The sequence below is a fragment of the Micromonospora sp. WMMD1128 genome (assembly GCF_027497235.1).
Taxonomy (GTDB): domain Bacteria; phylum Actinomycetota; class Actinomycetes; order Mycobacteriales; family Micromonosporaceae; genus Micromonospora.
Genome location: NZ_CP114902.1, coordinates 1,510,579 through 1,534,300 on the forward strand (window position 1 = coordinate 1,510,579; position 23,722 = coordinate 1,534,300).

A 23,722-nucleotide genomic window follows, 5' to 3' on the forward strand; every position below is an offset into this window, starting at 1 on the left:
TTGTAGGCAACAGAGGAGGCAGGTCCGGACCGGACCGGAACGTGACATCGCGGGACTCAGCGGTGCGGCGAAGTGGGGGAAAGGTGGTCAGGCCGAGCGCGGCCTCGACCGCCGGTCAGCCGCTCGCCGGTGCCCGGCAGGTCAGGTCGGGCCGAGGCGGCGTTGCCGTTCGGCCCGCCACCAGCGGTGGATGATCAGCACGCTGGCGATCAGGCCGAGGCTGGCCGGGGCCGCCGCGTACCAGTTGATCGAACCGGGGCTGCTCACCGCCGCGCCGATCGCGGCGTAACCGATGGCGGTGGGCGCGGAGGCGATCACGCTGCCGGCGAGGAACGGCAGCACCCGGGCGCCGGTGGTGCCGTAGCCGTAGCTGACCAGCCCGAAACCGGCGATCGGCAGCAGCCGTACGGTGATCACCCCGAACACGCTCTGCCGGGCGAACCAGCCGTCGAGCCGGGCCAGCCGGCCGCGCACCCGCTCGGCCACGAACTCACGGCCCAGCAGGCGGCCGACCGCGAAGCCGAGCGCCGCCGCGAGCAGCGCCGCGCCCAGCGCGTACGCGGCGCCCAGCACCGGACCGAAGATGGCGCCGGACGCCAGCGTGACGAACGTCCGGGGCACCAGGGCCACCAGCAGCAGCGCGCCGCCGACCACGGCCGCGACCGGGGCGTACCCGCCGAGCGCGTCGGCGAGCCGGGGCAGGTCGGCCGCGTCCGGCCGGGGCGCCAGCAGCAGCGTCACCGCGAAGCCGGCGAGCAGCAGGAGCAACAGCCCGAACCGGCGTGCCGACGGCTGCCCGAGCAGCCCGGCGAGCCGGCGGACCACCGGTCGCCGCCCCGGTGGGGCGGCGCCGGTCATGCCCGGGCGGCGGCGGCGACCGCGGCGCGCCGCTCGGACCGGAGCCGGTCGGCCCAGGTGTCGTCGAGCGCGGGGAGCTGGTGGATGCCGGTCGCCCAGCGCAGCAGCAGGTCGGCCAGGTCGGGGTTGCGCGCGAGCGCCGGGCCGTGGGAATAGGTGCCGAGCAGCTTGCCCCGCCAGGCGCCCTCGGTGGCGCCGTCGTTGCCGACCCCGGCGGTGACCCGGGCCAGCGGCGACACGCCGGGGCCGAGGTGGGTGCGCCCGCCGTGGTTCTCGAAGCCGGTCAGGTGCGGGATGCCCAGCCGCGGGTCGACCTCGCCGGCCAGTTCGCCGACCGCCCGGGTCGGACCCCGGTCGGAGGAGAGGTCGAGCAGTTCCAGGCCGGCGCACCTGGTGCCCTTGGCGAAGAAGGAGGTGCCGAGCAGTTGGTAGCCGGCGCAGACGCCGAACACCACCGAGCCCTGGGCCACCGCCCGGTGCAGGCCGCCGTCGGCGTGCAGGCGCTGGGCGCCGAGCGCCTGCGGGCCGTCCTCGCCGCCGCCGATCAGGTAGATGTCGGCGGTGGCGGGCAGCCGCTGGTCGGAGCGGACCTCAAGCACCTCGACCGGCATGCCGCGCAGCTGGGCCCGGCGGGCCAGGATCAGCGCGTTGCCCCGGTCGCCGTAGGTGGACAGCAGGTCGGGGTAGACCCAGACGATGCGCAGGCTCTCAGTTGACACGGTCCAGCTCCGCTCGGATGTCCTGGAAGGCGGTGTAGTTGGCGATGACCTCCAGCCGGCCGGGCGGCACCGCGCGGACCGCCTCGTCGAACGTGCGCACGTGCCGGAACGGCACGCCGTTGACGTCGAGCCGCACCGCGAGGTCGTACGCCCGGTCGCCGGTGATCAGCACCTGCCGGCCGGCCAGCGGCGAGAAGTCGACGTCGAACAGCCACGAGGTGTCCAGTCCGTCGGGGTCGCGCGCGTTGATGGAGAGCAGTGTCGGCGCGACGTCGGCCATGTCGAACGCCTCCAGCCAGCTCGCCGGGTTCTTGGCCAGCAGCAGCCGGATGTTGCGCCCGTCCCGCTGCACCTGGGCGTACCGGCCGGCCACCGAGGCGACCGTGCCGAGTCGGGAGACCGCGTCCACCGGGCGTACGCCGAATTCGGCGGCGACCGCCAGCGCGGTGGCCGCGTTGCCGAGGTTGACCTTGCCGGGGAGTTGGAGCTGGATCTTGTGCCAGGCGCCGGTGGGGTCGAGCACGCCGTCGTCCTCGACCGTCCACTGCGGTTCGGGGCGGCGCAGCGGGCACCCGGTGCACCACCACTGCCCGCCGGAACGCTGGATGGTGGAGCCGCACTCGGGGCAGACCCACGAGTCGTCGTGCCAGCGCTGGCCGGCGCTGAACCAGGTGACGTGCGGCGGCACGTGGCCCTGGGCCGGGTCGGCCGGCGGGGTGGCGGCCCAGACCACCATCGGGTCGTCGGCGTTGGCGACCACCCGCACGTCCGGGTGCCGGACCAGGGCGGCGCGCCAGAGCTGCGCCATCATGGCGACCTCCTTGGCCCGGTCGAGCTGGTCGCGGGAGAGGTTGAGCAGCGCCACCACGTGCGGTTCGGTCGCCTCCAGCACCTGGGCGAGGTAGTGCTCGTCCACCTCCAGCACGGCGTAGGGCGTGCTGCCGGCCTTGGCCAGCGCCGAGGTGTGCCCGGTCGGCATGTTGGCGCCGAAGGCGTTGGAGGCGACCCGACCCAGCACGCCTACCGCGGCGGCGGTGAGCCGGGTGGTGGTGGTCTTGCCGTTGGTGCCGGACACCAGGGCGATGGCCCGCCCGGCCGAGAGGTGGGCGAGCAGGTCCGGGTCGATCTTGAGGCCGATCCAGCCGCCGATCACCGAGCCGTCGCCACGGCCCGCGGCCCGCGACAGCGCCGCGGCGGTGCGCGACACGGAGCTTGCCACCTTTGCCCGCATGGGCATCTTCGCGTCCGTCACGCGAGCGAGGTTACCGGACCACGGACGCCGCCAGATCGCCGCCGACGGTGAACCGTTCGGCCGGGGACGACACGGTGGACGGCCGGAGCGCGCTCGCCCGGACGGTGGCGGTCGATGTCGGGTAACGGACCGTCGGCGGGGGGCGTGCACCCCCTCCACTCCGCCCCACCCGCATTGACGTGCGGTTTTACGCGCCGGATCGCCGCGCCGAGCGGGCGATTCTGGTTGCAGGTGGAGGGAAGTGGAGTAGAGTGGGGCGCGATGGTGAGGCCGGGAGGGCCACACCGGCCCGGGGGGTCAGCGGCGCCGCGAACGCCGCTCAGGGCGAGGGGGTTGGGCCGATGTTCCTCGGCACCCACACTCCGCGCCTGGACGACAAAGGCCGGTTGATCCTGCCGGCCAAGTTCCGGGACGAGCTGGCGGGGGGTGTCGTGATCACCAAAGGGCAGGAGCGCTGCCTCTACGTCTTCCCGATGCCCGAGTTCCAGCGGATCGCCGACCAGTTGCGTGCGCAACCGATGACGAGCAAGGCGGCCCGGGCCTACAGCCGGGTCTTCTTCGCCAGCGCGCACGACGAGGTGCCGGACAAGCAGGGCCGGGTCACGATTCCCGGGCACCTGCGGTCCTACGCGGCCCTCGACCGGGATCTGGTCGTGATCGGGGCGAGCACCCGGGTGGAGATCTGGGACCGGGCGGCCTGGGAGGCCTACCTCGCGGAGAGCGAAGACGACTTCGCCGACATCGAGGAGGGGGTGCTGCCGGGCGGTCTGTAGGGCGTGACGGCGCCCGACGTACTGCGAGATCTCCAGCCGCTTTCGAGTTCCTGGCACCCCTTCCCCGGTGCCAGGCGCACGATCCGACACGGAGGGCCGCGGCCTCCGGCGGGCGGGGAGCGGATGGGGATCTGGCGGTATGGCGAGGCGTCGTGGCGACGACGGACACGTGGACGAAGACGGGTTTCGAGCAGTGGGGGTCGACATGGGGGAGCTACGCGGCACGCATGTGCCGGTGCTGCTCGAGCGGTGTCTCGAGCTGCTGGCCCCCGCGCTGGGCCGCCCCGGCCGGACCGTGCACGTCGACGCCACGCTCGGCCTGGCCGGGCACGCCGAGGCGGTGCTCACGGCACACCCGGACACGGTCCTGGTCGGCCTGGACCGGGACACCGAGGCGCTCGCCCACGCGCGGGTCCGCCTGGCCCGGTTCGCCGACCGGGTCCACCTGGAGCACGCCGTCTACGACGAGCTGCCCGAGGTGCTCGACCGGCTCGGCTACCCGGCGATCGACGGCGTGCTGTTCGATCTCGGCGTCTCGTCCCTGCAACTCGACGCGCCCGACCGCGGGTTCGCGTACGCGCAGGACGCGCCGCTGGACATGCGAATGGACCAGACCCGGGGGGTGACCGCCGAGGAGGTGGTCAACACCTACTCCCATCCGGATCTGGCCCGGCTGTTGCGGGTGTACGGCGAGGAGAAGTTCGCCGGGAAGGTCGCCTCGGCGATCATCCGGGAGCGCGAGCGGACCCGGATCACGTCGTCGGCCCGGCTGGCCGAGCTGGTGCGGGAGGCCATTCCCGCCCCAGCCCGACGAACGGGCGGACACCCCGCAAAGAGAACGTTTCAGGCTTTACGGATCGAGGTAAACAGAGAACTGGCAGCGCTGGAGACGGCGCTGCCGGCCGCTCTGGACAAGCTCACCGTGGGCGGCCGCATGGTGGTCCTGTCCTACCACTCGCTGGAGGACCGGCTCACCAAGCAGGCGCTCGCCGATCGGGTCCGCAGCAAGGGCCCGGTCGACCTCCCGGTCGAACTGCCCGGGTCGGGCCCGACGTTCCGGCTGTTGAGCCGGGGCGCCGAGCTTCCCGGGGAGGCGGAGGTGGCCGCGAATCCGCGGGCCGCCTCGGTGCGGCTGCGGGCCGCGGTTCGGCTCGATCCGGAGGCGACCCGGCAGGAGGGTACCGACCGCGAACGGTACCGCCGCCGGGTGAAGGCGATGCACCAACCGGGGAACGGCACGGACGAAGAGGGGGAGGGGACATGAACGTCGAGAAGCGCGACGGCCGGGGGGCCGTCGGGCAGCGCGCACCGCGGTCGGGGGGCCGGACCACGGCGCAGCGCACCACGCGAGACACGACGACGGCCGGTGGTCGGGAGGGGACCCGCGCCCGGGGGACGCGCGACTACCCGACCGAGGGCAGCGCCGCGCTGCGTCCGGCCGAACGCAGCCGGACCACCGCGCCGGCGGCGCCGCGGCTGCGGGTCGCCCCGCCGCCGCCGATCCGGGTGCCGCGGGCGCCCTTCGTCGGGCTGATCCTGGTGCTCGTCGTCGGCGGGGTGCTCGGCATCCTGGCGGTCAACACCAAGATCAATGAGAACGCCTTCCGACTGGAGCGGCTCCAGCAGCAGCAGGCCAAGCTCGACGTGGACGAGCAGGAGCTGAAGAAGGAGATCGCCGACCAGGAGGCGCCCGGCAACCTCACCGCCAACGCCCGCAAGCTGGGCCTGGTGGAGTCCGCGGACCCCGCGTACATCCGGCTGCCGGACGGGGAGACGATCGGCGTCCCGCACCCCGCGGAGGGTGGGACGGCGGGCGGCCAGCAGGGCAACGGAGGCTGAGCGATGCCGCCGAGATCGGACGAACCGCGCCGGGACCCCACGGGCTCCCGGCGCGGTTCGTCGCGTGGGGCCGAGCCGCGCGGGTCCGAGTCACGGGAGCCGGGCGTCGGGGGGATCTCCGACGCCCGCGCGTACACCCCGCGCGGGCGGACCATCCGCGAGGGTGGCGCGGAGCAACGGCGTACCCCCCGCAGCAGCCGGTCCGGCGACCCGTTCCGGCCGGCGTTGCAGGTCCTCGACGGCGGCCGGGTCACCCGCGCCGGCCGCCGGGAGCCGGCCGCGGCCGGCGAGAGCGCCCGGGCCGGCCGCCGCGCGCCGACGACCGGCGGTCGCGCCGGCGTGGTGCGGACCGTCTCCGCCCGCCCGGCCCGCGAGCCGTTCGAGGACGACGAGGAGGACCCGCCGCCGCGGCGCCGGCCCGGCCCGCGCCGGCCGGCGGCCCGCCGGCCGGTCCGCAAGCCGCGCCGCCCGCCCCGGCTGGGCGACCCGCGCCGGCGGCTGCGCCTGGCCACGGTGCTGGCGCTGGCGATGTTCGCCAGCATCGGCGTCCGCCTGGTCTACCTGCAGACCGCGAACGCCCCGGCGTACGCCGACGGCGGCCTGTCCAAGCGGGTCGCCACGGTCGAGCTGCCGGCGCCGCGCGGGGCCATCCTCGACCGCAACGGCCAGCCGCTGGCGCACAGCGTGGAGGCCCGGTACGTCTTCGCCGACCCGACCGAGGTCGAGGACCGGGACGCGACCGCGCGGGCGCTCTCCCCGCTGCTCGGCGTGCCCGCCTCGAAGCTGGCCGACCGGATGAAGCCGAGCAAGCTGCCCGGCACCGACAAAGACCTGGAGTTCGTCTACCTGGCCCGGGGGGTCGAGATCGGCACGGCCAAGCAGATCGTGGCGCTCGACCTGGCCGGCATCGGCGTGCATCGGGACGAGCGGCGCGAGGTGCCCGGCGGCGACCTGGCCGCCAACATGCTCGGCTTCGTCAGCCCGGACATGAACGGCCTGGAGGGGCTGGAGGCGAAGTACGACGACCTGCTGCGCGGCGTGGCCGGCAAACGGACCTACGAGGTGGGCCAGGGCGACCTGGCCGCGCCCATCCCGGGCGGCTACAGCCGGACCACCAAGCCCCAACCGGGCAGCTCGCTCCGGCTCACCATCGACCGGGACCTCCAGTTCATGACCCAGCGGATCCTGACCAAGCAGGTGGCCCAGGCCAGGGGCAGCGTCGCCGCCGCCGTGATCATGGACGTCCCGACCGGGGAGGTGCTGGCCCAGGCCAGCCAGCCCACGTACGACGCGGCCGACCCGACGAACGTCGACTCGCCGGCGGACCGGGACGACGCGGCCACCAGCTTCGTGGTGGACCCCGGCTCGATCCACAAGGCGATCACCTACGGCGCGGCGCTCCAGGAGGGCGTGATCACGCCGAACACCACGTTCCCGGTGGCCAACACCACCGTCCGGGGCGGCGTCACGTTCGAGGACACCCACCACGCGAACGGCCGCGTCATGAGCATCCCGGGAATGCTCGCCTTCTCGTCCAACATCGGCACCATCGAGATCGCCGACCGGTTGGGCAAGGAACGGCTGATCGACTACCAGAAGCGGTTCGGGCTGGGCCAGCCGACCGGCGAGGGCCTGCCCGGCGAGGCGTCCGGCCGGCTGCTCCCGGCCGAGGAGTGGAGCGGCTCGGCGTACGGGTCGGTGCCGATCGGGCACAGCGTGGACGCCACGCCGTTGCAGATGGCCGCCGCGTACAACGCCATCGCCAACAACGGGACGTACGTGCAGCCGCACCTGATCAAGGAGACGATCGGGCCGGACGACAAACGGACCCCGAGCGCGGCCCCGGCCTCCCACTCGGTGCTCAGCCCGGCCAACGCCGCCGCCCTGCGCCGGATGCTGGAGGCGGTCACCACCGTCGACGGCCCGGACGGGCGGGCCACCGGCCTGGCCGCCGCGGTGCCGGGCTACCGGGTGGCCGGCAAGACCGGCACCGGCCTGCGCTACGACAACGGCAAGCGGCAGCCGGGCGACGTCGGCTCGTTCATCGGGATGGCCCCGGCGGAGAATCCGCGGTACGTGGTGGCGGTCTTCGTCTGGAGCCCCGGCGGCGAGGGCGGGGCGGTCGCCGCGCCGGCGTTCCGCGAGATGATGGGCTTCACTCTCCGCCACTACCGGGTGCCGCCGTCGCGCACCGACAAGTCCCCGAAGTTCGAGGTCTTTCCGCGCTGAGCGGGCCCGGCGGGACATCATCGGTGAGTGGCGACGAACCACCGGGGCGGCTGTGCGGTCGGAACCGGACGACCGGGTAGGGTCTGACGCCGTGCCCGGCAATCCACGTCCCGCCACCGTGCTCCCCGTCCGGCTCGGCGACCTCGCCGCCCGCCTGTCGGTGACACCGCCGGAGGCCGCCGCCGACGTGCCCGTCACCGGGGTCACCCACGCCAGCCAGGAGGTCCGCCCCGGCGACCTGTACGCCGCCCTGCCCGGCGCCCGCCGGCACGGCGCGGAGTTCGCCGCCGCCGCGGCCGGCGCCGGCGCGGTGGCCGTGCTCACCGACCCGGCCGGGGCGCCGCTGGCCGCCGCCGCGGGCCTGCCGGTGCTCGTCGTCGACGACGCCCGGGGCGCGCTCGGCGACGTGGCCGCCACGGTCTACGGGGACCCCACCGCCGGGCTGACCGTGATCGGGGTGACCGGCACCGCCGGCAAGACCTCCACCAGCTACCTGATCGAATCCGGGCTGCGCGCCGCCGGGCACGTCACCGGCCTGGTCGGCACCGTGGAGACCCGCCTCGGCGACCTGGTGGTGGACAGCGTCCGGACCACCCCGGAGGCCACCGACCTGCACGCCATGCTCGCGGTGGCCCGCGAGCGCGGGGTGGACGCCGTGGTCATGGAGGTGTCCAGCCACGCGCTCGTCATGGGCCGGGTCGGCGGCGTCCGGTTCGACGTCGGCGGCTACACCAACTTCGGCTCCGACCACCTCGACTTCCACGCCGACGAGGCGGACTACTTCGCCGCCAAGGCCCGGCTCTTCGACGGCAGGTGCCGGGTCGAGGTGCTCAACCACGACGACCCGGCGCTGCGCCCGCTGCGCAAGCCCGCCACGGTCACCTACTCGGCGGCCGGTGACCCCTCCGCCACCTGGTGGGCCGACCAGGTCGACGGCGAGGGCTACGCGCAGCGCTTCACCCTGCACGGCCCGGAGGTGCCGGCGCTGCCCACCGGCGTGGCGCTGCCCGGCCGGCACAACGTGGCGAACGCGCTGCTGGCCGTCGCCACGCTCGTGGCCGCCGGCGTCGACCCGGTGACCGCGGCGCGCGGCGTGGCCGCCTGCGGCGGCGTGCCCGGCCGGTTGGAACTGGTGAGCGGCGACGCCCCGGTGCGCGGCGTGGTCGACTACGCGCACAAGGCGAACGCGATCGAGGCGGTGCTGACCGCGCTGCGCGACCTGACCGACGGTCGCCTGGTGTGCGTGCTTGGCGCCGGCGGCGACCGGGACCGCGGCAAGCGGCCGGTGATGGGCGACGCGGCGGCCCGGGGCGCCGACGTGGTGCTGGTGACCGACGACAACCCGCGTACCGAGGATCCGGCCACGATCCGGGCCGAGGTGCTGGCCGGCGCGTACGCCGCGGCCACCGCGGCGCGGATCATCGAGGTGCCCGGGCGGCGGGCGGCGATCGAGGAGGCGGTCCGGGTGGCCGAACCGGGTGACGTGGTGGCGGTGCTGGGCAAGGGCCAGGAACGCGGCCAGGAGGTCGGCGGCGAGGTGCTGCCGTTCGACGACCGGGTGGAGCTGGCGGCGGCGCTGCGCGCCCGCTTCGGCGACCTGGTGGGTCAGCGGTGATCCCGCTGACGCTGGCCGAGGTGGCCGCCGCGGTGGGTGGGCGGCTGGCCGACGCCGACCCGGGCGCCACGGTGACGTCGACGGTGGAGTTCGACTCCCGCAAGCTGACCCCGGGCGGGCTCTTCGTCGCGTTCCCCGGCGAGAAGGTGGACGGTCACGACTACGCGGCCGGCGCGGTGGCGGCCGGCGCGGTCGCGGTGCTCGGCACCCGGCAGGTGCCGGGCGTGCCGATGGTGCTCGTCGACGACGCGCTCGACGCGATGGGCCGGCTGGCCCGCGCGGTGGTCGACCGGCTGCCCGGGCTGACCGTGATCGGGTTGACCGGCTCCTCCGGCAAGACCACCACCAAGGACCTGATCGCCCAGTTGGCGGTCCGGCTCGGCCCGACCGTGGCGCCGCCCGGCTCGTTCAACAACGAGTTGGGGCACCCGTACACGGCGTTGCAGGCCACCCCGGAGACGCGCTACCTGGTGATGGAGAAGGGCGCCCGCGGGGTCGGTCACGTCCGCTACCTGTGCGACGTGGTGCCGCCGCGGATCTCGGTGGTGCTCAACGTCGGGGTGGCGCACCTCGGCGAGTTCGGCTCGGTGGAGACCATCGCGCTGGCCAAGGGGGAGCTGGTCGAGGCGCTGCCCGACGACGGGCTGGCGGTGCTGAACGCCGACGATCCCCGGGTCGACGCGATGGCCACCCGGACCTCCGCCCGCGTGGTCCGGTACGGCGAGTCGGCGCAGGCCGACGTGCGCGCGGTGGACGTGACGCTCGACGGCCGGGGTCGGCCCTCGTACACCCTGGTGACACCGGAGGGGAGCGCGCCGGTGCGGCTCGGGCTGACCGGCCGGCACCAGGTGTCCAACTCGCTCGCCGCCGCGGCGGTCGCCCGGGAGCTGGGGCTGCCCCTGGCCGACCTGGCCGCGGCCCTGGGCGAGCTGGGTCTGGTCTCCACCCGGCGGATGGACGTCTTCGAACGCCCCGACGGGGTGGTCGTGATCGACGACTCGTACAACGCCAACCCGGCCTCCACCGGCGTGGCGCTGCGCGCGTTGGCAAGCATGCGGGGCGAGGGGCGTACCGTCGCGGTGCTCGGCTACATGGCCGAGCTGGGCGACTTCGAACGGGAGGGACACCAGCAGGTCGGCCGGCTCGCGGCCGAGTTGGGAGTGGACCGGCTGCTCGTGGTGGGCGAGCCGGCGGCGCCGATCCACGAGGGCGCGACAGCGGTAGGCAACTGGGGAGGAGAGTCGGTGCTGCTCACCGATCAGGCGGCGGCCGTCGAGGTGCTGCGGAGCGAGCTGCGTCCAGGGGACGTGGTGCTGGTGAAGGGCTCCCGGTATCGGACCTGGGAAGTGGCCGACGCGCTGCGCGCGGACGCCCGGGAGGCGGCGGAGGGCGGCGCCGCATGAGGGCGGTCATCGTCGCCATCGGCGTCGCGTTCCTGATCTCGCTGTTCTGCACCCCGATCGCGATCAAGGTGTTCGCCCGGCTGAAGGCCGGCCAGCCGATCCGATCGAACCTCGGGCTGGCCAGCAACGAGGGCAAGAAGGGCACGCCGACGATGGGCGGCGTGGTCTTCATCCTGGCCACGGTCATCGCGTACGTTGCCGGGCACCTGGCCCTGACCACGCTGCCGGACGCGCAGATCGCGCAGGTCGAGCCGACCATCACGGCGCTGGTGCTGCTGGGACTGATGGTGTTCTCCGGCGCGGTCGGCTTCATCGACGACTTCCTCAAGGTCCGCAAGCGGCACAGCGGCGGTCTCAACAAGCGGGGCAAGCTGGCCGGGCAGATCCTCGTCGGCGCCGTGTTCGGCGCGGTGGCGGTCTACTTCCCGTCGAGCATGACCGACGTCAGCGGCAACGCGACCAACACCGAGACGGTGGGCAGCACCACGCTGAGCTTCATCCGGGACATCCCGGCGCTGGAGATCGGCAGGATCGGCGCGGTGATCGTCATCATCATGGTGGTGATGGCGGCGACGAACGGCGTCAACCTCACCGACGGGCTGGACGGCCTGGCCACCGGCGCCTCGGTGATGGTGCTCGCCGCGTACGCGCTCATCGCGTTCTGGCAGTACCGGCACTGGTGCGCGGACCCGAACTACACCGAGGCGTACTGCTACACGGTGCGCGACCCGCTGGAGATCGCGCTGATCGCCGGCGCGGCGGCCGGCGCGTGCGTCGGTTTCCTCTGGTGGAACACGTCGCCGGCGCGGATCTTCATGGGCGACACCGGCGCGCTCGGGCTGGGTGGCCTGATCGCCGGCATGGCGATGTCCACCCGGACGATCCTGCTGCTGCCGATCCTGGGCGGCCTCTTCGTGATCATCACGATGTCCGTGGTCATCCAGATCATCTCGTTCCGCACCACCGGCAAGCGGGTGTTCCGGATGTCGCCGCTCCAGCACCACTTCGAGCTGGCCGGCTGGAGCGAGGTCAACATCGTGGTCCGGTTCTGGATCATCGCCGGCATCGGCGTGGCCATCGCGTTGGGCCTGTTCTACAGCGAGTTCCTCGCCGCGGTCAGCTAGGTGTGAGGAGGGGCCCCTTTTTAACAGACGTCTGTTAAAAAGGGGCCCCTCCTTCAGATCCGACACGCCGACCGCGCGGTTGCGCCACGGGCGGGCGGGGCGAGCCGCCATGATGGGCGGGTGGGGGAGGGACGAGACATCCAGGTCAGCAGCGACCCGCCGGTCCGCCGTGCGCCCGCGGCGACGCCACCGGCCGATCCGCCGGCCGCGCGCTGGGATCCGGCGGGCGGCCTGGCCGCGCTGCGGGGCCTGCTGGCCCGGCCGTTGGCCTCCTACTACCTGCTGCTCTCCAGCGCCGGCCTGCTGCTGCTGATCGGCCTCACCATGGTCTTCTCGGCGACGAGCGTCCGGGACTACGCCGAGGGCGGTGACGCCGCCGCCTCGCTGACCAAGCAGACCGTGTTCGCGGTGATCGGCGTCGGCGCGTTCTGGGCCTGCCAGCGGCTGCCCGCGCGGACGTTCCGGGGGGTGAGCCGCCCCGCGCTCGGCGTGGCGGTGGCGCTGCTGCTCCTGCTCAACCTGCTGGTCGCCATGGAATCGCTGTTCGGGGTGGCGTCCATCGGGCCGTTGAAGGGCGAACTCCTCTCGCTCTCCCTCGGCCCGATCTCGCTCCAGCCGGCCGAGGTGGCCAAGTTCGCGCTGGTGCTGTGGGGCGCGCACGTGCTCGCCCGCAAGGGCGCCAAGCTGGGCTGGTGGCGGGAGTTGGCCACGCCGCTGTTCCCGGTGGTCGGCCTGCTCTTCGTGCTCGTCGGCTTCAACGACCTGGGCAGCATGCTGTGCCTGGTGGCGCTCGTGGTGGGTCTGCTCTGGGCGGCCGGCGTCCGGGGCCGGGTCTTCGCCGTGCTCTCCACGATCGGCCTGGCCGGTATCGGCCTGCTGGTCGCCGCCGCCTCGCTCGGCGCCGGCTCCGGCTCCCGGGACGCCGACAACTACCGGCTGGGCCGGCTCACCATGTGGCTGAACCCGCCGGATCCGCAGACCTGCATCGAGCTGAAGCTGGAGAACTGCTACCAGCCGATGATGGCCCGGTACGCGATCGGCAACGGCGGCTGGTTCGGCGTCGGCCTGGGTCAGAGCGTGTTCAAATGGGACTGGCTGCCCGAGGCGCACAACGACTTCATCTTCGCCATCATCGCGGAGGAGCTGGGCGTGGTGGGCTGCGCGGTGATCCTGGCGCTGTTCGCCGTGCTCGCCTACACCGGGATGCGGATCGCCCGCCGGGTGGAGGATCCGTTCCGCCGGCTCGCCGCCGCCGGGGTGACCGCCTGGCTGGTCGGGCAGGCCGGCATCAACATCGGCGGGGTCACCGGGCTGCTGCCGCTGACCGGCGTACCGCTGCCGTTCATCTCCGACGGCGGCAGCGCCCTGGTGGTGACGCTTGCCGCGATCGGCATGCTCGCCTCCTTCGCCCGCGCGGAGCCGGACGCGGCCCGGGCCCTGAACGCCCGTCCACCGGCCCGATGGGTCCGACTAGTGTGGGCCCCGTTGCCGCCGCTTCCCGGCCGGCGCCGCCGACCGGCGCCGCCACCGGCGGACCGAGGGTCCGTGCCCCGGTCCCGCCAGCGTCGGCGCGACGATCAGGCCGCGGCCCGCGGCGCCCGGTCCGACCGGGCGCGCGCCGGCTCGGCGAGCGAGAGGAGACGCTGATGGGTCCGCTGCGTTCGGTGGTGCTCTGCGGAGGGGGTACGGGCGGGCACATCTACCCGCTGCTCGCCTTCGCCGACTGCCTGCGCCGACACGACCCGAGCGTCCGGATCACCTGCCTGGGCACACCGAAGGGGCTGGAGAACGAGCTGATCCCGCCGGCCGGCTACGACCTGCGGCAGATCCCGGCCTACCAGCTGCCCCGGTCGGTGAACATGAGCCTGGTGCGCACCCCGGACCGGATGTGGAAGGCGGCCCGCGCCGCGGGCAAGGTGATCGACGAGGTGCAGGCCGACGTCGTGGTCGGTTTCGGCGGGTACGTCTCGGTGCCCGGCTACCTGGCCGCGTGGCGGCGCGACCTGCCGATCGTCATCCACGAGGTGAACGTGCCGCCGGGTGTGGCCAACCGGATGGGCATGAAGTTCACCAAGAACGTCGCGGTGGGTTTCCCGCACCAACCGGTGCAGGCCGAGGCGCTGCGCGACGCCCGGGTGGTCGGGGTTCCGCTGCGCCGCGGCATCGCCGGGCTGGACCGGGCCGCCCTGCGGGACGCCGCGCGTGCCCACTTCGGGCTCCGCCCCGACCTGCCGGTGCTCTTCGTGGCCGGCGGCTCGCAGGGCGCCCGCTCGATCAACCTGGCCGTCTCCGGCGCCGCCAAGGAGTTGGCGCGCAACGGCGTGCAGGTGCTGCACGTGATCGGCGCCCGCAACGAGCCGGTCTCCGTCCCCTCCGACCTGCCGGTGCCGTACGTGACGCTGCCCTACCTGTCCGAGATGGAGCTGGGTTACGCGGCGGCCGACCTGATGCTGGGCCGGGGCGGCGCGATGACCTGCGCCGAGGTGGCCGCGATCGGCCTGCCCACGATCTACGTGCCCTATCCGCACAGCAACCAGGAGCAGAAGCGCAACGCGCTGCCCGTGGTGGACGCCGGCGGAGGGCTGCTCGTCGACGACGCCGAGGTGACCCCGGCCTGGGTGGAGCACACGGTGATCCCGCTGATCCGGGACACGCAGCGGCTCTGGGCGATGAGCCACGCCGCGGCCGGCTACGGTCGCCGCGACGGCGACGTGGCGCTGTTGAACTTCGTCTACGAGGCGGTGTCCCGCTGATGCGGGCCGTCGTGACGGGAAGGTACCTGACATGAACACCGCGCAGTTCACGCCCGCCGGCACCATGACCGCGGAGGATCTGGGCCGGATCCACCTGATCGGGGTGGGCGGCGTCGGGATGGCCGGTCTGGCCCGTCTCTTCCTCACCCGCGGGCTGCCGGTCTCCGGCAGCGAGTTGCGGGAGTGGCCGTCGCTTGCCGGCCTGCGGGCGCTGGGCGGGACGATCCACCCCGCTCACGAGGCGTCCAACCTCGACGGGGTGGACACCGTCGTCTACTCCTCGGCGATCCCGCAGGACCATCTGGAGATGGTCGAGGCGCGTCGCCGGGGCCTGCGCGTGCTGCACCGGTCCGAGGCGCTCGCCGCCGCGATGACCGGCCGGCGCACGGTGGCGGTGGCCGGCACGCACGGCAAGACGTCCACCACGTCGATGGTCACCATGGTGCTCCAGCAGGCCGGCACCGATCCGTCCTTCGTGATCGGTGGCGAGATCTCCGAGGTCGGCTCCGGCGCGCACCACGGCACCGGCGAGCACTTCGTGGTGGAGGCGGACGAGAGCGACCGCTCCTTCCTCATCTACCGCCCGTACGTGTCGATCATCACGAACATCGAGGCGGACCACCTCAACACCTACGGCGACCTGGCCAACCTGGAGGCGGCCTTCGCCGAGTTCGCCCGGCTCACCGATCCGGACGGTTTCGTCGTCACCTGCGCCGACGACGCCGGTGGCCGGCGGCTGGCCGAGACGCTGCGGTCCGAGGGGCGTCGGGTCTGGACGTACGGCGAGTCCGCCGACGCCGACCTGCGGATGAGCGAGGTGGTGTCCTCGGCGCGCGGCGTGCGTTACCAGGCCGAGATCGAGGGCCGGTCGCTGGGCGAGATCCGGCTGCCGATCCCGGGCCGGCACATGGCGCTCAACAGCGCCGCCGCGGTGCTCGCGGCGTACCTGCTGGAGCTGCCGGTGGCGGCGGCGGAGGCCGCGCTCGGCGCGTTTCCCGGCGTGCGGCGGCGCTTCGAGCGCAAGGGCGTGGCCGACGGCGTGCTCGTCTACGACGAGTACGCCTACCACCCGACCTCGATGACGCTTGCGCTCCAGACGCTGCGCGAGGTGGCCGGCGACGGCCGGCTGATCGTGGTCTTCCAGCCCTACCGGCTCTACCGCACCCGGGACCTCCAGGCGGAGATCGCCGCCGCGCTCGGCATCGCCGACGAGGTGGTGCTGCTGGAGGTCTTCGGCCCCGGCGAGCAGCGCGACCCCGGCGAGGGGTCGGCCGCGCTGCTCGCGGCGGTGCCGCTGCCGGCGGATCGGAAGGTCTTCGTCGAGGCGTGGGACGACGTGCCGGCCGAGGTGGCCCGCCGGGCCCGTACCGGCGACGTGGTGGTGACCATGGGTGCGCCGCCGATCTCGCTGATGGGTGACCAGCTGCTGGACGCCCTGGTGGCCCGGACCGGCGGCACCGCGGCCCCGGGCGTCGGCGTCGACCCGGACGGCGCGGCGACCACCGCCGGATGAGTCCCGGCCCGGCCCGCGGACGCACGGGCGGCCAGGACGGCGGGGCGGGGCGGCGGAGTCCGGTCCGCCGCTGGCAGCTGGTGCGGGCCGGCGCGGACGCGGTGCCGCCGTCCACCCGCCGTTTCATGGCCCGGGCCCGGCAGCGGCGGATGCGGGCCGCGCTGCCCTGGGCGGTGGCGGCGGCGGTGCTCTCGGGCGCCGGTCTGGTCGCCTGGACGGTGCTCGGCACCGGGCTGTTCGGCGTCCGCGATGTGCGGGTGGTCGGCGCGCGGCTGGTCACGCCGGTGGAGATCCGGGACGCCGCGGCGGTGCCGGACGACGCGCCGTTGGCGCGGGTGGACCTGGCCGCGACCGCCCGTCGGATCGGCACGCTGCCGCCGGTGGCGCGGGCCACGGTGGCGCGGGAGTGGCCGTCGACGCTTGTGATCCGGGTGGTCGAGCGGGTGCCGGTGGCGGCGGTGCCGCAGGGGGAGCGGTTCGCCGTGATCGACGCCGCCGGCGTGGTCTTCCAGCGCCTGGACCGGGCCCCCGACGGTTTGCCGCTGGTCCGGGTGGTCCGGCCGGGCCCGGACGACCCGGGTACCCGGGCCGGCCTGGCGGTGCTCGCCGCGCTCGGCGAGAAGCTGCGGGCCGAGCTGGTCACGGTGGACGTGGCGGGGCTGGCCCGGATCACGGTGCGGCTGCGCGACGGCCGGGAGATCTTCTGGGGCGACGCCTCCCGCAGCGCGGACAAGTCCTCGGTGGCCACCGCGTTGCTGCCGCGCCGCGCCGACCGGATCGACGTCAGCGCGCCGGACGTGGTCACGTTCAAGTGACCGGTGGGTCAGTGGGCGGGCGTTGTGTCGCTGGTCGCTCCGTCGGCGACACGCCGAAAGGGGTCCTTGGCTCCTGGCGCGGCGGCGCATACGTTGCCCCGAAGAGATCAGTGGTTGACATAACTCTAAGCCTCTAGTAGAGGGTTAGGGTTCTCGTCGCGGAGAGGTTCGCCGGAGTTGCTCCGCCGCTGGTCCGGCCAAGCCGTGTGGGGTCGGCCCATGCCAATCTCGAAGGGAAAGGACCGGAGATGACACCTCCGCACAACTACCTGGCGGTCATCAAGGTCGTCGGCATCGGGGGCGGCGGCGTGAACGCCGTCAACCGGATGATCGAGGTTGGGCTCAAGGGCGTCGAGTTCATCGCGATCAACACCGATGCGCAGGCGCTGCTGATGAGCGACGCCGACGTCAAGCTCGACGTGGGGCGGGAACTGACCCGAGGGTTGGGCGCCGGCGCGAATCCGGACGTCGGGAAGAACGCCGCCGAGGACCACCGCGACGAGATCGAGGAGGTGCTCAAGGGCGCCGACATGGTCTTCGTGACCTGCGGCGAGGGTGGCGGCACCGGCACCGGCGGCGCGCCGGTGGTGGCGAACATCGCGCGCAAGCTCGGTGCGCTCACCATCGGCGTGGTCACCCGGCCGTTCTCGTTCGAGGGCAAGCGCCGCCAGGTGCAGGCCGAGGCGGGCATCGAGGAGCTGCGCAACCAGTGCGACACGCTCATCGTGATCCCGAACGACCGGCTGCTCGCGCTCGGCGACCGCAACATCTCCATGATGGACGCCTTCCGCACCGCGGACCAGGTGCTCCTCTCCGGTGTCCAGGGCATCACCGACCTGATCACCACGCCGGGCCTGATCAACCTGGACTTCGCCGACGTGAAGAGCGTGATGAGCGGCGCGGGCAGCGCGCTGATGGGCATCGGCAGCGCCCGGGGTGAGAACCGCGCCGTCGAGGCGGCCGAGGCGGCCATCTCCAGCCCGCTGCTGGAGCAGAGCATGGACGGCGCGCGGGGGGTGCTGCTCTCCATCGCCGGCGGCTCGGACCTCGGCCTGTTCGAAATCAACGACGCGGCGCAGCTGGTCACCGACGCGGCCCACCCGGACGCCAACATCATCTTCGGCGCGGTCATCGACGACGCCCTCGGTGACGAGGTGCGGGTGACCGTGATCGCGGCCGGCTTCGACGGGGGCACGCCGGCCTACAAGGCGGTCGAGCCGCCGCGCAAGAGCAACCAGAATCCGCCCGCCCAGCCGAACGCGCCGGTGAGCCCGCCGGCCACCATGCCGGCCCCGCAGCAGCCGTCGCGCCGGGTGCTCTTCGACGACGTCGACGTGCCCGACTTCCTCAAGAACGGGTCCTGAGCCGCGCCGATGACCGACTCACCCATCGCGGTGCGACCCGAGCGTCGCGCCGAACTCGCGGCCGGCCTGACCCGGGTCCGGGCCCGCGTCGCGGACGCCTGCGCGGCGGCCGGCCGGTCCCGGGACGAGGTGACCCTGGTCGCGGTGACGAAGACCTACCCGGCCGCCGACGTGGTCGCGCTGGCCGGGCTCGGGGTGACCGACGTGGGGGAGAACCGGGACCAGGAGGCGGCACCGAAGGCGGCGGCGGTGACCGATGCCGGGGCCGCCCCGCGCTGGCACTTCATCGGCCAGTTGCAACGCAACAAGGCCCGTTCGGTGGTCCGGTACGCCGATGTGGTCCAGTCGGTCGACAGCGTGCGACTGGCCGCCGCCCTGGACGCCGCCGTGACCGGCGTCCGGGACCGGCCGTTGGACGTGCTGGTGCAGGTCAGCATCGACGGTGACCCGGCCCGGGGCGGGGCGCTGCCGGGCGCGGCCGAGCCGGAACGGGGGCTCGGGCCGGTGGCCGCGGCCGTGGCCGGGGCGGGTGGGCTGCGGCTGGCCGGTCTGATGGCGGTGGCCCCGCTCGGCTGGGAGCCGGATCGGGCGTTCGCCCGGCTGGCCGAGGTGGCGGCGGGGCTGCGGGCCGACCATCCGGGCGCGACGGCGCTGTCCGCGGGGATGAGCGGCGATCTGGAGAGCGCGATCGCTCACGGCGCGACACATGTCCGCGTCGGCAGCGCGTTGCTCGGCATGCGTCCCACGCTGGGGTAGCCTGGCCGCGACGGAAGCAAATTACATCAGTGTTGTTCAGGACGGCGTTTCCCGTAGCCGGGGGCCGTGGCGGGCGGGCCGCGAACCGCACGTCAGGGGATTGCCGATCCGGTCCGGTGGGCATGATCGTCCACTCGTGATCAGGCGACACGGCACGGGGGCGCGTGCCGCATGGCGGACGGAAGGGCGCGGGGATGGGTGCACTGCGCAAGGCGGGGGTCTGGCTCGGTCTCGTCGAGGAGGACGACGAGCGGGCGTACGAGGACGGTGGCTACGACAAGGGTGGCTACCGTGACTCGCGCTACCGGTCGAGCCGGTACGCCGAGGAGTTCGCCGACGAGGACGACGAGGAGCCGGAGGAGCCGCCGGCGCCCCGGACCCGCGCGGGCGACCGGGGTCGGCTGGCCGAGCGCGCCACGAGCCGCGGGGTCGACACCGACCGCTCCGACACCGAGCGTCCGGAGCGCGCGGAGCGGGCCGAGCGGGCCAGCGTCCGGTCGATCACCCGCTCCTCCGCCGGCGAGACGTCCGGCGCGCTGGCCTACCACACCCGGGACAACCTCGCCCTGGCGCCGCAGGCGTCGCCGCGTGAGCGGGCGGTGGTTCCGGAGGACGAGCAGCGCTACCAGATCACCACGCTGCACCCGACCACCTACCGGGAGGCCCGGACCATCGGCGAGCACTTCCGGGACGGGGTGCCGGTGATCATCAACCTCACCGAGATGGACGAGGCGGACGCCCGCCGACTTGTCGACTTCGCCGCCGGGCTCGCGTTCGGCCTGCGCGGTACGATCGAGCGCGTGACCAACCGGGTGTTCCTGCTCTCACCGGCCAACGTCCAGGTCACCGCGGAGGACAAGGCCAAGATCGCTGAGGGCGGCTTTTTCAGTCTGAGCTAGCCCGCACGACCGAGGGACGTCGCCTGCCGTGTTGTCGATCCTGTTCCAGGTGCTCTACCTGCTGCTCTACTTCTTCCTCCTTGTCCTTTTGGCGAGGTTTGTTCTGGGAGCCGTCCTGGCCTACGGCCGCCGCTGGCAGCCGGGGCGAGGCGCATCGGCAGGACTGGAAGTCGTGTGGAGCGTCACTGATCCGCCCCTGCGAGCGTTGAGGCGTGTGATCCCACCTCTGCGAATTGGTACCGTGAGCATCGACCTGGCCTCCCTTGTGCTCCTGGTTATCCTGTTCGTGCTGATGGAGTTCGTGTTACAGCGTCTGATCGTGGCGTTTGCCTGACCAGAGCGCTTTCGCGGCCGCAACTGACCCGAGGAGTTTCGATGCCGCTGACCCCGGCCGACGTCCACAACGTCGCCTTCAAAAAGCCGCCGATCGGCAAGCGGGGGTATGACGAGGAGGAGGTCGACGCCTTCCTGGACGAGGTCGAGCGCGAGCTGGCCCGTCTGATCGAGGAGAACAACGAGCTGCGCGCCCAGGTGGAGCGCGGCGGTCGGGGTGGCGCGCCCGCCGGCCCTGGCGGCGACGCCCGGCTCGCGGCGGAGCTCAACGACGTCAAGGCCCAGCTCGACCGGGTGCAGCGCGACAAGGCGGCCGCCGAGCAGGCGGCCCGGGCGATGCAGGCCGAGCTCGAGCAGGTCCGCACCCAGGGCGGCCCGGCGGGCGTCACCGGTGACGGCGAGCAGCAGGCGCTGCGGGTGCTGATGATGGCCCAGCGCACCGCCGACGACCACGTCTCCGACGCCCGGCGCGAGGCCGACAGCCTGCTCTCCGAGGCCCGGTCCAAGGCCGAGGAGGTCACCCGCGAGGCGCGGGCCAAGGCCGACGCCCTGGAGCGGGACGCCCGCCAGCGGCACCAGGAGGCCATGGGCGGCCTGGACGCCAAGCGCACCGCGCTCCAGAAGCACATCGAGGAGCTCAAGCAGTTCGAGCGGGAGTACCGCACCCGCCTCAAGGCGTACCTGGAGAGCCAGCTGCGTGACCTCGACGGTCGCGGCCAGGGCCTCGAGGTCGAGATGAACCGCGCCGAGGGCAACCGTGCCGCCGGCGGCAGCAACGGCCTCGCCACCGCGGGCCTCGCCGGCTCCTACGGCGGCGGTCGCGGCGGCGCGCTCGAGTCCGGCCGCTGAGCCCACGTCGGTGGCCGTCCCCGCGGCGGCCACCGACCGCACCAGACCGACACGACGCGGCCGGGGGTGAGCCGTGATAGCCGCCAGCATCCTGCTCATCCTCGTCGCGGTCGTGCTCCTGGTGGTCGGGCTGGCCGGTGGGTCCAGCTCGCTGCTGATCGTCTCGATCGCGGCCAGCCTGCTGTCCGCCGTCGCCTTCGTCGCGTTCGCCCGCCAGGCGGCCGCGACCCGGGCCACGGCGGCCCGGGAGGCCGGGCCGCGCTCCCGGACCGCACCCACCGGCCCGTCCCCGGACGAGCCGGTGAGCCCGGTCCCGCACCACACGTCCACGGTCGGCGCCGGTGGACCCGGATGGCGGCAACCGCCCGGGTCCCCGGCCGCCGAGCCGTACGACGCGCCGGCCACCGCGTACTCCCCGGCCGCCGAGCCGTACGACGCGGAGGCGCCGCTGGGCGGCGCGTACTCTCCGATGGCCGAGCCGGCGCCCACCTCGCCCGCGCCCGGTGGTCCGTTCGACGGTGATCCGCCGGCCGAGTTCCTCTCCGCCGGGCAGGTCGCCCGGCTGGTGCGACTGCCCGACGAGGTCCGGGTGGTCGACGGGCATCCCCGCTTCCACCTGACCGACTGCCCCCACCTGGTGGGCCGGCTGGACGAGCCGATGCCGGTCACCGAGGCGATCGGCCTCGGCTTCACCCCGTGCGCCCACTGCGCCGCCGCCAGCACCCTGCTCGCCGACGGCCGGCCGCGCTGACCATGACGAACGCGGAGGCCCCGCTCACCGTCGCGGTGCGGGTGAAGCCCGGCGCGGCCCGTGCCCGGGTCGGCGGGCGGTTCGACGGGCCGCACGGTCCCGCCCTGGTCGTCGCCGTGCACGCCCCGGCGGTGGACGGCCGGGCCACCGAGGCCGCCCGGCGGGCGTTGGCCGACGCGCTCGGCGTCCGGCCGGCGGCGGTGTCGCTGCGCTCCGGTGTGGCCAGCCGGGACAAGCTCTTCCTGGTCGAGCGCCCGACCGACGGGTTGACCGAGGTGCTGCGTCGGCTCCGCGACGGCAGCGCCGGGTGAGGAAGCGTCGGGCCGGTCCGCGATGACTCCGGGGCTGAACCTCGCGCTGCTGGTGGGCGCCGCCGTGCTGCTGGTCGCGGTGGGCGCGGTGCGCTTCTCCACCCGGCTCGGCGTGCCCAGCCTGCTGGTCTACCTGGCGCTCGGCGTGCTGATCGGCGAGGCGGGCCTGGGCATCCGTTTCGACGACGTCGAGCTGACCCGGATGCTCGGTTTCTGCGCGCTCATCGTGATCATCGCCGAGGGCGGCCTGAGCGCGCGGTGGAGCCTGCTGCGTCCGGTGCTCGGCCTGGCCGCCGTGCTCTCCACGGTCGGTGTCGTGGTCAGCATCGTGGCCGTCGGCGTGGTGGTGCACGTGCTGCTCGGCCTGGACTGGCGGCTCGCCCTGCTCTACGGCGCGGTGCTCTCCTCGACCGACGCCGCGGCGGTCTTCGCCACCCTGCGGCGGCTGCGCCTGCCGCCCCGGCTGGTGGCCACGCTCGAGGCCGAGTCCGGGATGAACGACGCCCCGGTGGTCCTGTTGGTGCTGCTGCTGTCCCGGGCCGGGGTGGAGGCCGCCCACCCCTGGTGGTACGAAGCGTTGCTGCTCGCCTACGAGCTGGCCGTCGGCGCGGCGGTCGGGGTGGTCGCGGGCCTGGCCGGGCGGTACGCGTTGCGTCGCGCCGCGCTGCCGTCGGCGGGTCTCTACCCGATCGCGGTGGTCGGCTTCACCGTTCTGGCGTACGCGGCCGGCTCGGCGCTGCACGCCTCGGGTTTCCTCGCCGTCTACGTGGCCGGGGTGCTGCTCGGCAACTCCCGCCTGCCGCACCGGCAGGCGATCCTCGGGTTCGCCGACGGGCTGGCGTGGTTGGCCCAGATCGGCCTGTTCGTGCTGCTCGGCCTGCTCGTCACGCCGGGCCGGCTGGGCTCGGCGGTGGTGCCGGCGGTGATCACCGGGCTGGCCCTGCTGCTGTTCGCCCGGCCGCTGTCGGTGGCGGTGTCCGCGCTGCCGTTCCGGGTTCCCGTGCGCAAGCAGCTCTTCCTCTCCTGGGCCGGGCTGCGCGGCGCGGTGCCGATCGTGCTGGCCACCATCCCGCTGTCGTTGCGGGTGCCGGGCGCGGACCGGCTCTTCGACGCGGTCTTCGTGCTGGTGGTGATCTTCACGCTGCTCCAGGCCGGCACGCTGGCCCCGGCCGCCCGCCGGTTGGGTGTGACCGCGCCGGCGGAGGCGACGGAGATCCTGTTGGAGACCGCCCCGCTGGAGCGGATGCGGGCCGACCTGCTCCAGTTGGAGGTGCCGTCCGCCTCCCGGCTGGCCGGGGTGCACGTGGACGAGCTGCGGCTGCCGGTCGGCGCCGCGGTCACGCTCGTGCTGCGGGACGGGGCCGGGTTCGTGCCCGACGCGGGCACCCGGCTCAAGGTGGGCGACAGCCTGCTCATCGTCGCCACCGCGGGGGTGCGGGACGAGGCGGAACGGCGGTTGCGGGCGGTCAGTCGCCGGGGTCGCCTGGCCCGGTGGTTTGGGGAGGACGGCGAGGACCGGACCGGGTGATCTGCTAGCGTTCCTTTTGCCCCAGTTGTGGCGGTCCG

The 23,722-nt window shown here is 74.0% G+C and carries 22 protein-coding genes; 19 read left to right on the forward strand and 3 right to left on the reverse strand.

Features of this window, described 5'->3' with window-relative positions:
* Positions 1 to 141 precede the first annotated feature (141 nt).
* Genes O7602_RS07280 through O7602_RS07290 form a run of 3 tightly spaced genes read right to left on the reverse strand, consistent with a single transcriptional unit; the run spans position 142 to position 2,814 of the window.
* Complete coding sequence (locus O7602_RS07280; RefSeq protein WP_281587449.1) at positions 142 to 858, reverse strand: VTT domain-containing protein; 717 nt, start codon at positions 856 to 858, stop codon at positions 142 to 144.
* Positions 855 to 1,577 carry a glutamine amidotransferase gene (locus O7602_RS07285; RefSeq protein WP_281587450.1) on the reverse strand — a complete coding sequence of 241 codons (723 nt, stop codon included), beginning with the start codon at positions 1,575 to 1,577 and terminating at the stop codon, positions 855 to 857. The genes O7602_RS07280 and O7602_RS07285 overlap by 4 nt, the downstream gene beginning before the upstream one ends.
* A complete protein-coding gene (locus tag O7602_RS07290) occupies positions 1,567 to 2,814 on the reverse strand; it encodes a MurT ligase domain-containing protein (RefSeq protein WP_281590184.1) in 1,248 nt (415 codons plus the stop codon). Before O7602_RS07290 ends, O7602_RS07285 begins: the two co-directional genes overlap by 11 nt.
* A gap of 356 nt (positions 2,815 to 3,170) precedes the next feature.
* On the opposite strand from O7602_RS07290, the gene mraZ reads away from it, so the two are divergent.
* The 19 genes from mraZ to O7602_RS07385 all read left to right on the forward strand — a co-directional run bounded on the left by mraZ (position 3,171) and on the right by O7602_RS07385 (position 23,684).
* Positions 3,171 to 3,602 (forward strand): division/cell wall cluster transcriptional repressor MraZ, encoded by a 432-nt coding sequence (gene mraZ / locus O7602_RS07295; protein WP_073831045.1) that lies wholly within the window; start codon positions 3,171 to 3,173, stop codon positions 3,600 to 3,602.
* A 205-nt stretch (positions 3,603 to 3,807) separates the two neighbouring features.
* On the forward strand, positions 3,808 to 4,866 hold the full coding sequence (rsmH, locus tag O7602_RS07300; RefSeq protein ID WP_348651314.1) for a 16S rRNA (cytosine(1402)-N(4))-methyltransferase RsmH: 1,059 nt from the start codon (positions 3,808 to 3,810) through the stop codon (positions 4,864 to 4,866).
* Complete coding sequence (locus O7602_RS07305; protein WP_281587451.1) at positions 4,863 to 5,441, forward strand: hypothetical protein; 579 nt, start codon at positions 4,863 to 4,865, stop codon at positions 5,439 to 5,441. Before rsmH ends, O7602_RS07305 begins: the two co-directional genes overlap by 4 nt.
* Positions 5,442 to 5,444: 3 nt before the next feature.
* Entirely contained in the window at positions 5,445 to 7,670 is a 2,226-nt protein-coding gene (locus tag O7602_RS07310) for a penicillin-binding protein 2 (protein WP_281587452.1), read from the forward strand.
* Positions 7,671 to 7,722: 52 nt separating this feature from the next.
* A complete protein-coding gene (locus O7602_RS07315; RefSeq protein ID WP_281587453.1) occupies positions 7,723 to 9,285 on the forward strand; it encodes a UDP-N-acetylmuramoyl-L-alanyl-D-glutamate--2,6-diaminopimelate ligase in 1,563 nt (520 codons plus the stop codon).
* Positions 9,282 to 10,688 carry a UDP-N-acetylmuramoyl-tripeptide--D-alanyl-D-alanine ligase gene (gene murF / locus O7602_RS07320; RefSeq protein ID WP_281587454.1) on the forward strand — a complete coding sequence of 469 codons (1,407 nt, stop codon included), beginning with the start codon at positions 9,282 to 9,284 and terminating at the stop codon, positions 10,686 to 10,688. The genes O7602_RS07315 and murF overlap by 4 nt, the downstream gene beginning before the upstream one ends.
* Positions 10,685 to 11,812 (forward strand): phospho-N-acetylmuramoyl-pentapeptide-transferase, encoded by a 1,128-nt coding sequence (mraY, locus tag O7602_RS07325; RefSeq protein WP_281587455.1) that lies wholly within the window; start codon positions 10,685 to 10,687, stop codon positions 11,810 to 11,812. The genes murF and mraY overlap by 4 nt, the downstream gene beginning before the upstream one ends.
* A gap of 231 nt (positions 11,813 to 12,043) precedes the next feature.
* Positions 12,044 to 13,459: a putative peptidoglycan glycosyltransferase FtsW gene (locus tag O7602_RS07330; protein ID WP_281590186.1), complete on the forward strand. Its 1,416-nt coding sequence runs from the start codon at positions 12,044 to 12,046 to the stop codon at positions 13,457 to 13,459.
* Positions 13,459 to 14,565: an undecaprenyldiphospho-muramoylpentapeptide beta-N-acetylglucosaminyltransferase gene (gene murG / locus O7602_RS07335; protein ID WP_281587456.1), complete on the forward strand. Its 1,107-nt coding sequence runs from the start codon at positions 13,459 to 13,461 to the stop codon at positions 14,563 to 14,565. Before O7602_RS07330 ends, murG begins: the two co-directional genes overlap by 1 nt.
* A 31-nt stretch (positions 14,566 to 14,596) precedes the next feature.
* On the forward strand, positions 14,597 to 16,078 hold the full coding sequence (murC, locus tag O7602_RS07340; RefSeq protein WP_281587457.1) for a UDP-N-acetylmuramate--L-alanine ligase: 1,482 nt from the start codon (positions 14,597 to 14,599) through the stop codon (positions 16,076 to 16,078).
* On the forward strand, positions 16,075 to 16,893 hold the full coding sequence (locus O7602_RS07345; RefSeq protein WP_281587458.1) for an FtsQ-type POTRA domain-containing protein: 819 nt from the start codon (positions 16,075 to 16,077) through the stop codon (positions 16,891 to 16,893). Before murC ends, O7602_RS07345 begins: the two co-directional genes overlap by 4 nt.
* Before the next feature lie 248 nt (positions 16,894 to 17,141).
* Positions 17,142 to 18,257, forward strand: coding sequence for a cell division protein FtsZ (ftsZ, locus tag O7602_RS07350; protein ID WP_135241281.1), 1,116 nt, complete (start codon positions 17,142 to 17,144; stop codon positions 18,255 to 18,257).
* Positions 18,258 to 18,266: 9 nt separating this feature from the next.
* On the forward strand, positions 18,267 to 19,013 hold the full coding sequence (locus tag O7602_RS07355) for a YggS family pyridoxal phosphate-dependent enzyme (RefSeq protein ID WP_281587459.1): 747 nt from the start codon (positions 18,267 to 18,269) through the stop codon (positions 19,011 to 19,013).
* A gap of 194 nt (positions 19,014 to 19,207) precedes the next feature.
* On the forward strand, positions 19,208 to 19,912 hold the full coding sequence (gene sepF / locus O7602_RS07360; protein ID WP_281587460.1) for a cell division protein SepF: 705 nt from the start codon (positions 19,208 to 19,210) through the stop codon (positions 19,910 to 19,912).
* Positions 19,913 to 19,940: 28 nt separating this feature from the next.
* Positions 19,941 to 20,246 carry a YggT family protein gene (locus O7602_RS07365; protein WP_091059628.1) on the forward strand — a complete coding sequence of 102 codons (306 nt, stop codon included), beginning with the start codon at positions 19,941 to 19,943 and terminating at the stop codon, positions 20,244 to 20,246.
* A 41-nt stretch (positions 20,247 to 20,287) separates the two neighbouring features.
* The gene (locus O7602_RS07370) at positions 20,288 to 21,094 is read left to right on the forward strand and encodes a DivIVA domain-containing protein (protein WP_281587461.1); all 807 of its coding nucleotides are present in this window, start codon (positions 20,288 to 20,290) and stop codon (positions 21,092 to 21,094) included.
* A gap of 73 nt (positions 21,095 to 21,167) precedes the next feature.
* Complete coding sequence (locus O7602_RS07375; protein ID WP_281587462.1) at positions 21,168 to 21,845, forward strand: hypothetical protein; 678 nt, start codon at positions 21,168 to 21,170, stop codon at positions 21,843 to 21,845.
* A gap of 2 nt (positions 21,846 to 21,847) precedes the next feature.
* A complete protein-coding gene (locus O7602_RS07380) occupies positions 21,848 to 22,156 on the forward strand; it encodes a DUF167 domain-containing protein (protein WP_281587463.1) in 309 nt (102 codons plus the stop codon).
* Between the two features lie 22 nt (positions 22,157 to 22,178).
* Complete coding sequence (locus O7602_RS07385) at positions 22,179 to 23,684, forward strand: potassium/proton antiporter (protein ID WP_281587464.1); 1,506 nt, start codon at positions 22,179 to 22,181, stop codon at positions 23,682 to 23,684.
* Positions 23,685 to 23,722 lie beyond the last annotated feature (38 nt).

Coding starts and splice junctions, on each gene's coding strand:
- O7602_RS07345 (WP_281587458.1), top strand. CDS start 16,075: ATGAGTCCCGGCCCGGCCCGCGGACGCACGGGCGGCCAGGACGGCGGG.
- murG (WP_281587456.1), top strand. CDS start 13,459: ATGGGTCCGCTGCGTTCGGTGGTGCTCTGCGGAGGGGGTACGGGCGGG.
- murC (WP_281587457.1), top strand. CDS start 14,597: ATGAACACCGCGCAGTTCACGCCCGCCGGCACCATGACCGCGGAGGAT.
- O7602_RS07370 (WP_281587461.1), top strand. CDS start 20,288: ATGCCGCTGACCCCGGCCGACGTCCACAACGTCGCCTTCAAAAAGCCG.
- O7602_RS07305 (WP_281587451.1), top strand. CDS start 4,863: ATGAACGTCGAGAAGCGCGACGGCCGGGGGGCCGTCGGGCAGCGCGCA.
- mraZ (WP_073831045.1), top strand. CDS start 3,171: ATGTTCCTCGGCACCCACACTCCGCGCCTGGACGACAAAGGCCGGTTG.
- O7602_RS07385 (WP_281587464.1), top strand. CDS start 22,179: ATGACTCCGGGGCTGAACCTCGCGCTGCTGGTGGGCGCCGCCGTGCTG.
- O7602_RS07355 (WP_281587459.1), top strand. CDS start 18,267: ATGACCGACTCACCCATCGCGGTGCGACCCGAGCGTCGCGCCGAACTC.
- O7602_RS07380 (WP_281587463.1), top strand. CDS start 21,848: ATGACGAACGCGGAGGCCCCGCTCACCGTCGCGGTGCGGGTGAAGCCC.
- sepF (WP_281587460.1), top strand. CDS start 19,208: ATGGGTGCACTGCGCAAGGCGGGGGTCTGGCTCGGTCTCGTCGAGGAG.
- rsmH (WP_348651314.1), top strand. CDS start 3,808: ATGGGGGAGCTACGCGGCACGCATGTGCCGGTGCTGCTCGAGCGGTGT.
- O7602_RS07280 (WP_281587449.1), bottom strand. CDS start 858: ATGACCGGCGCCGCCCCACCGGGGCGGCGACCGGTGGTCCGCCGGCTC.
- ftsZ (WP_135241281.1), top strand. CDS start 17,142: ATGACACCTCCGCACAACTACCTGGCGGTCATCAAGGTCGTCGGCATC.
- O7602_RS07310 (WP_281587452.1), top strand. CDS start 5,445: ATGCCGCCGAGATCGGACGAACCGCGCCGGGACCCCACGGGCTCCCGG.
- O7602_RS07290 (WP_281590184.1), bottom strand. CDS start 2,814: ATGCCCATGCGGGCAAAGGTGGCAAGCTCCGTGTCGCGCACCGCCGCG.
- mraY (WP_281587455.1), top strand. CDS start 10,685: ATGAGGGCGGTCATCGTCGCCATCGGCGTCGCGTTCCTGATCTCGCTG.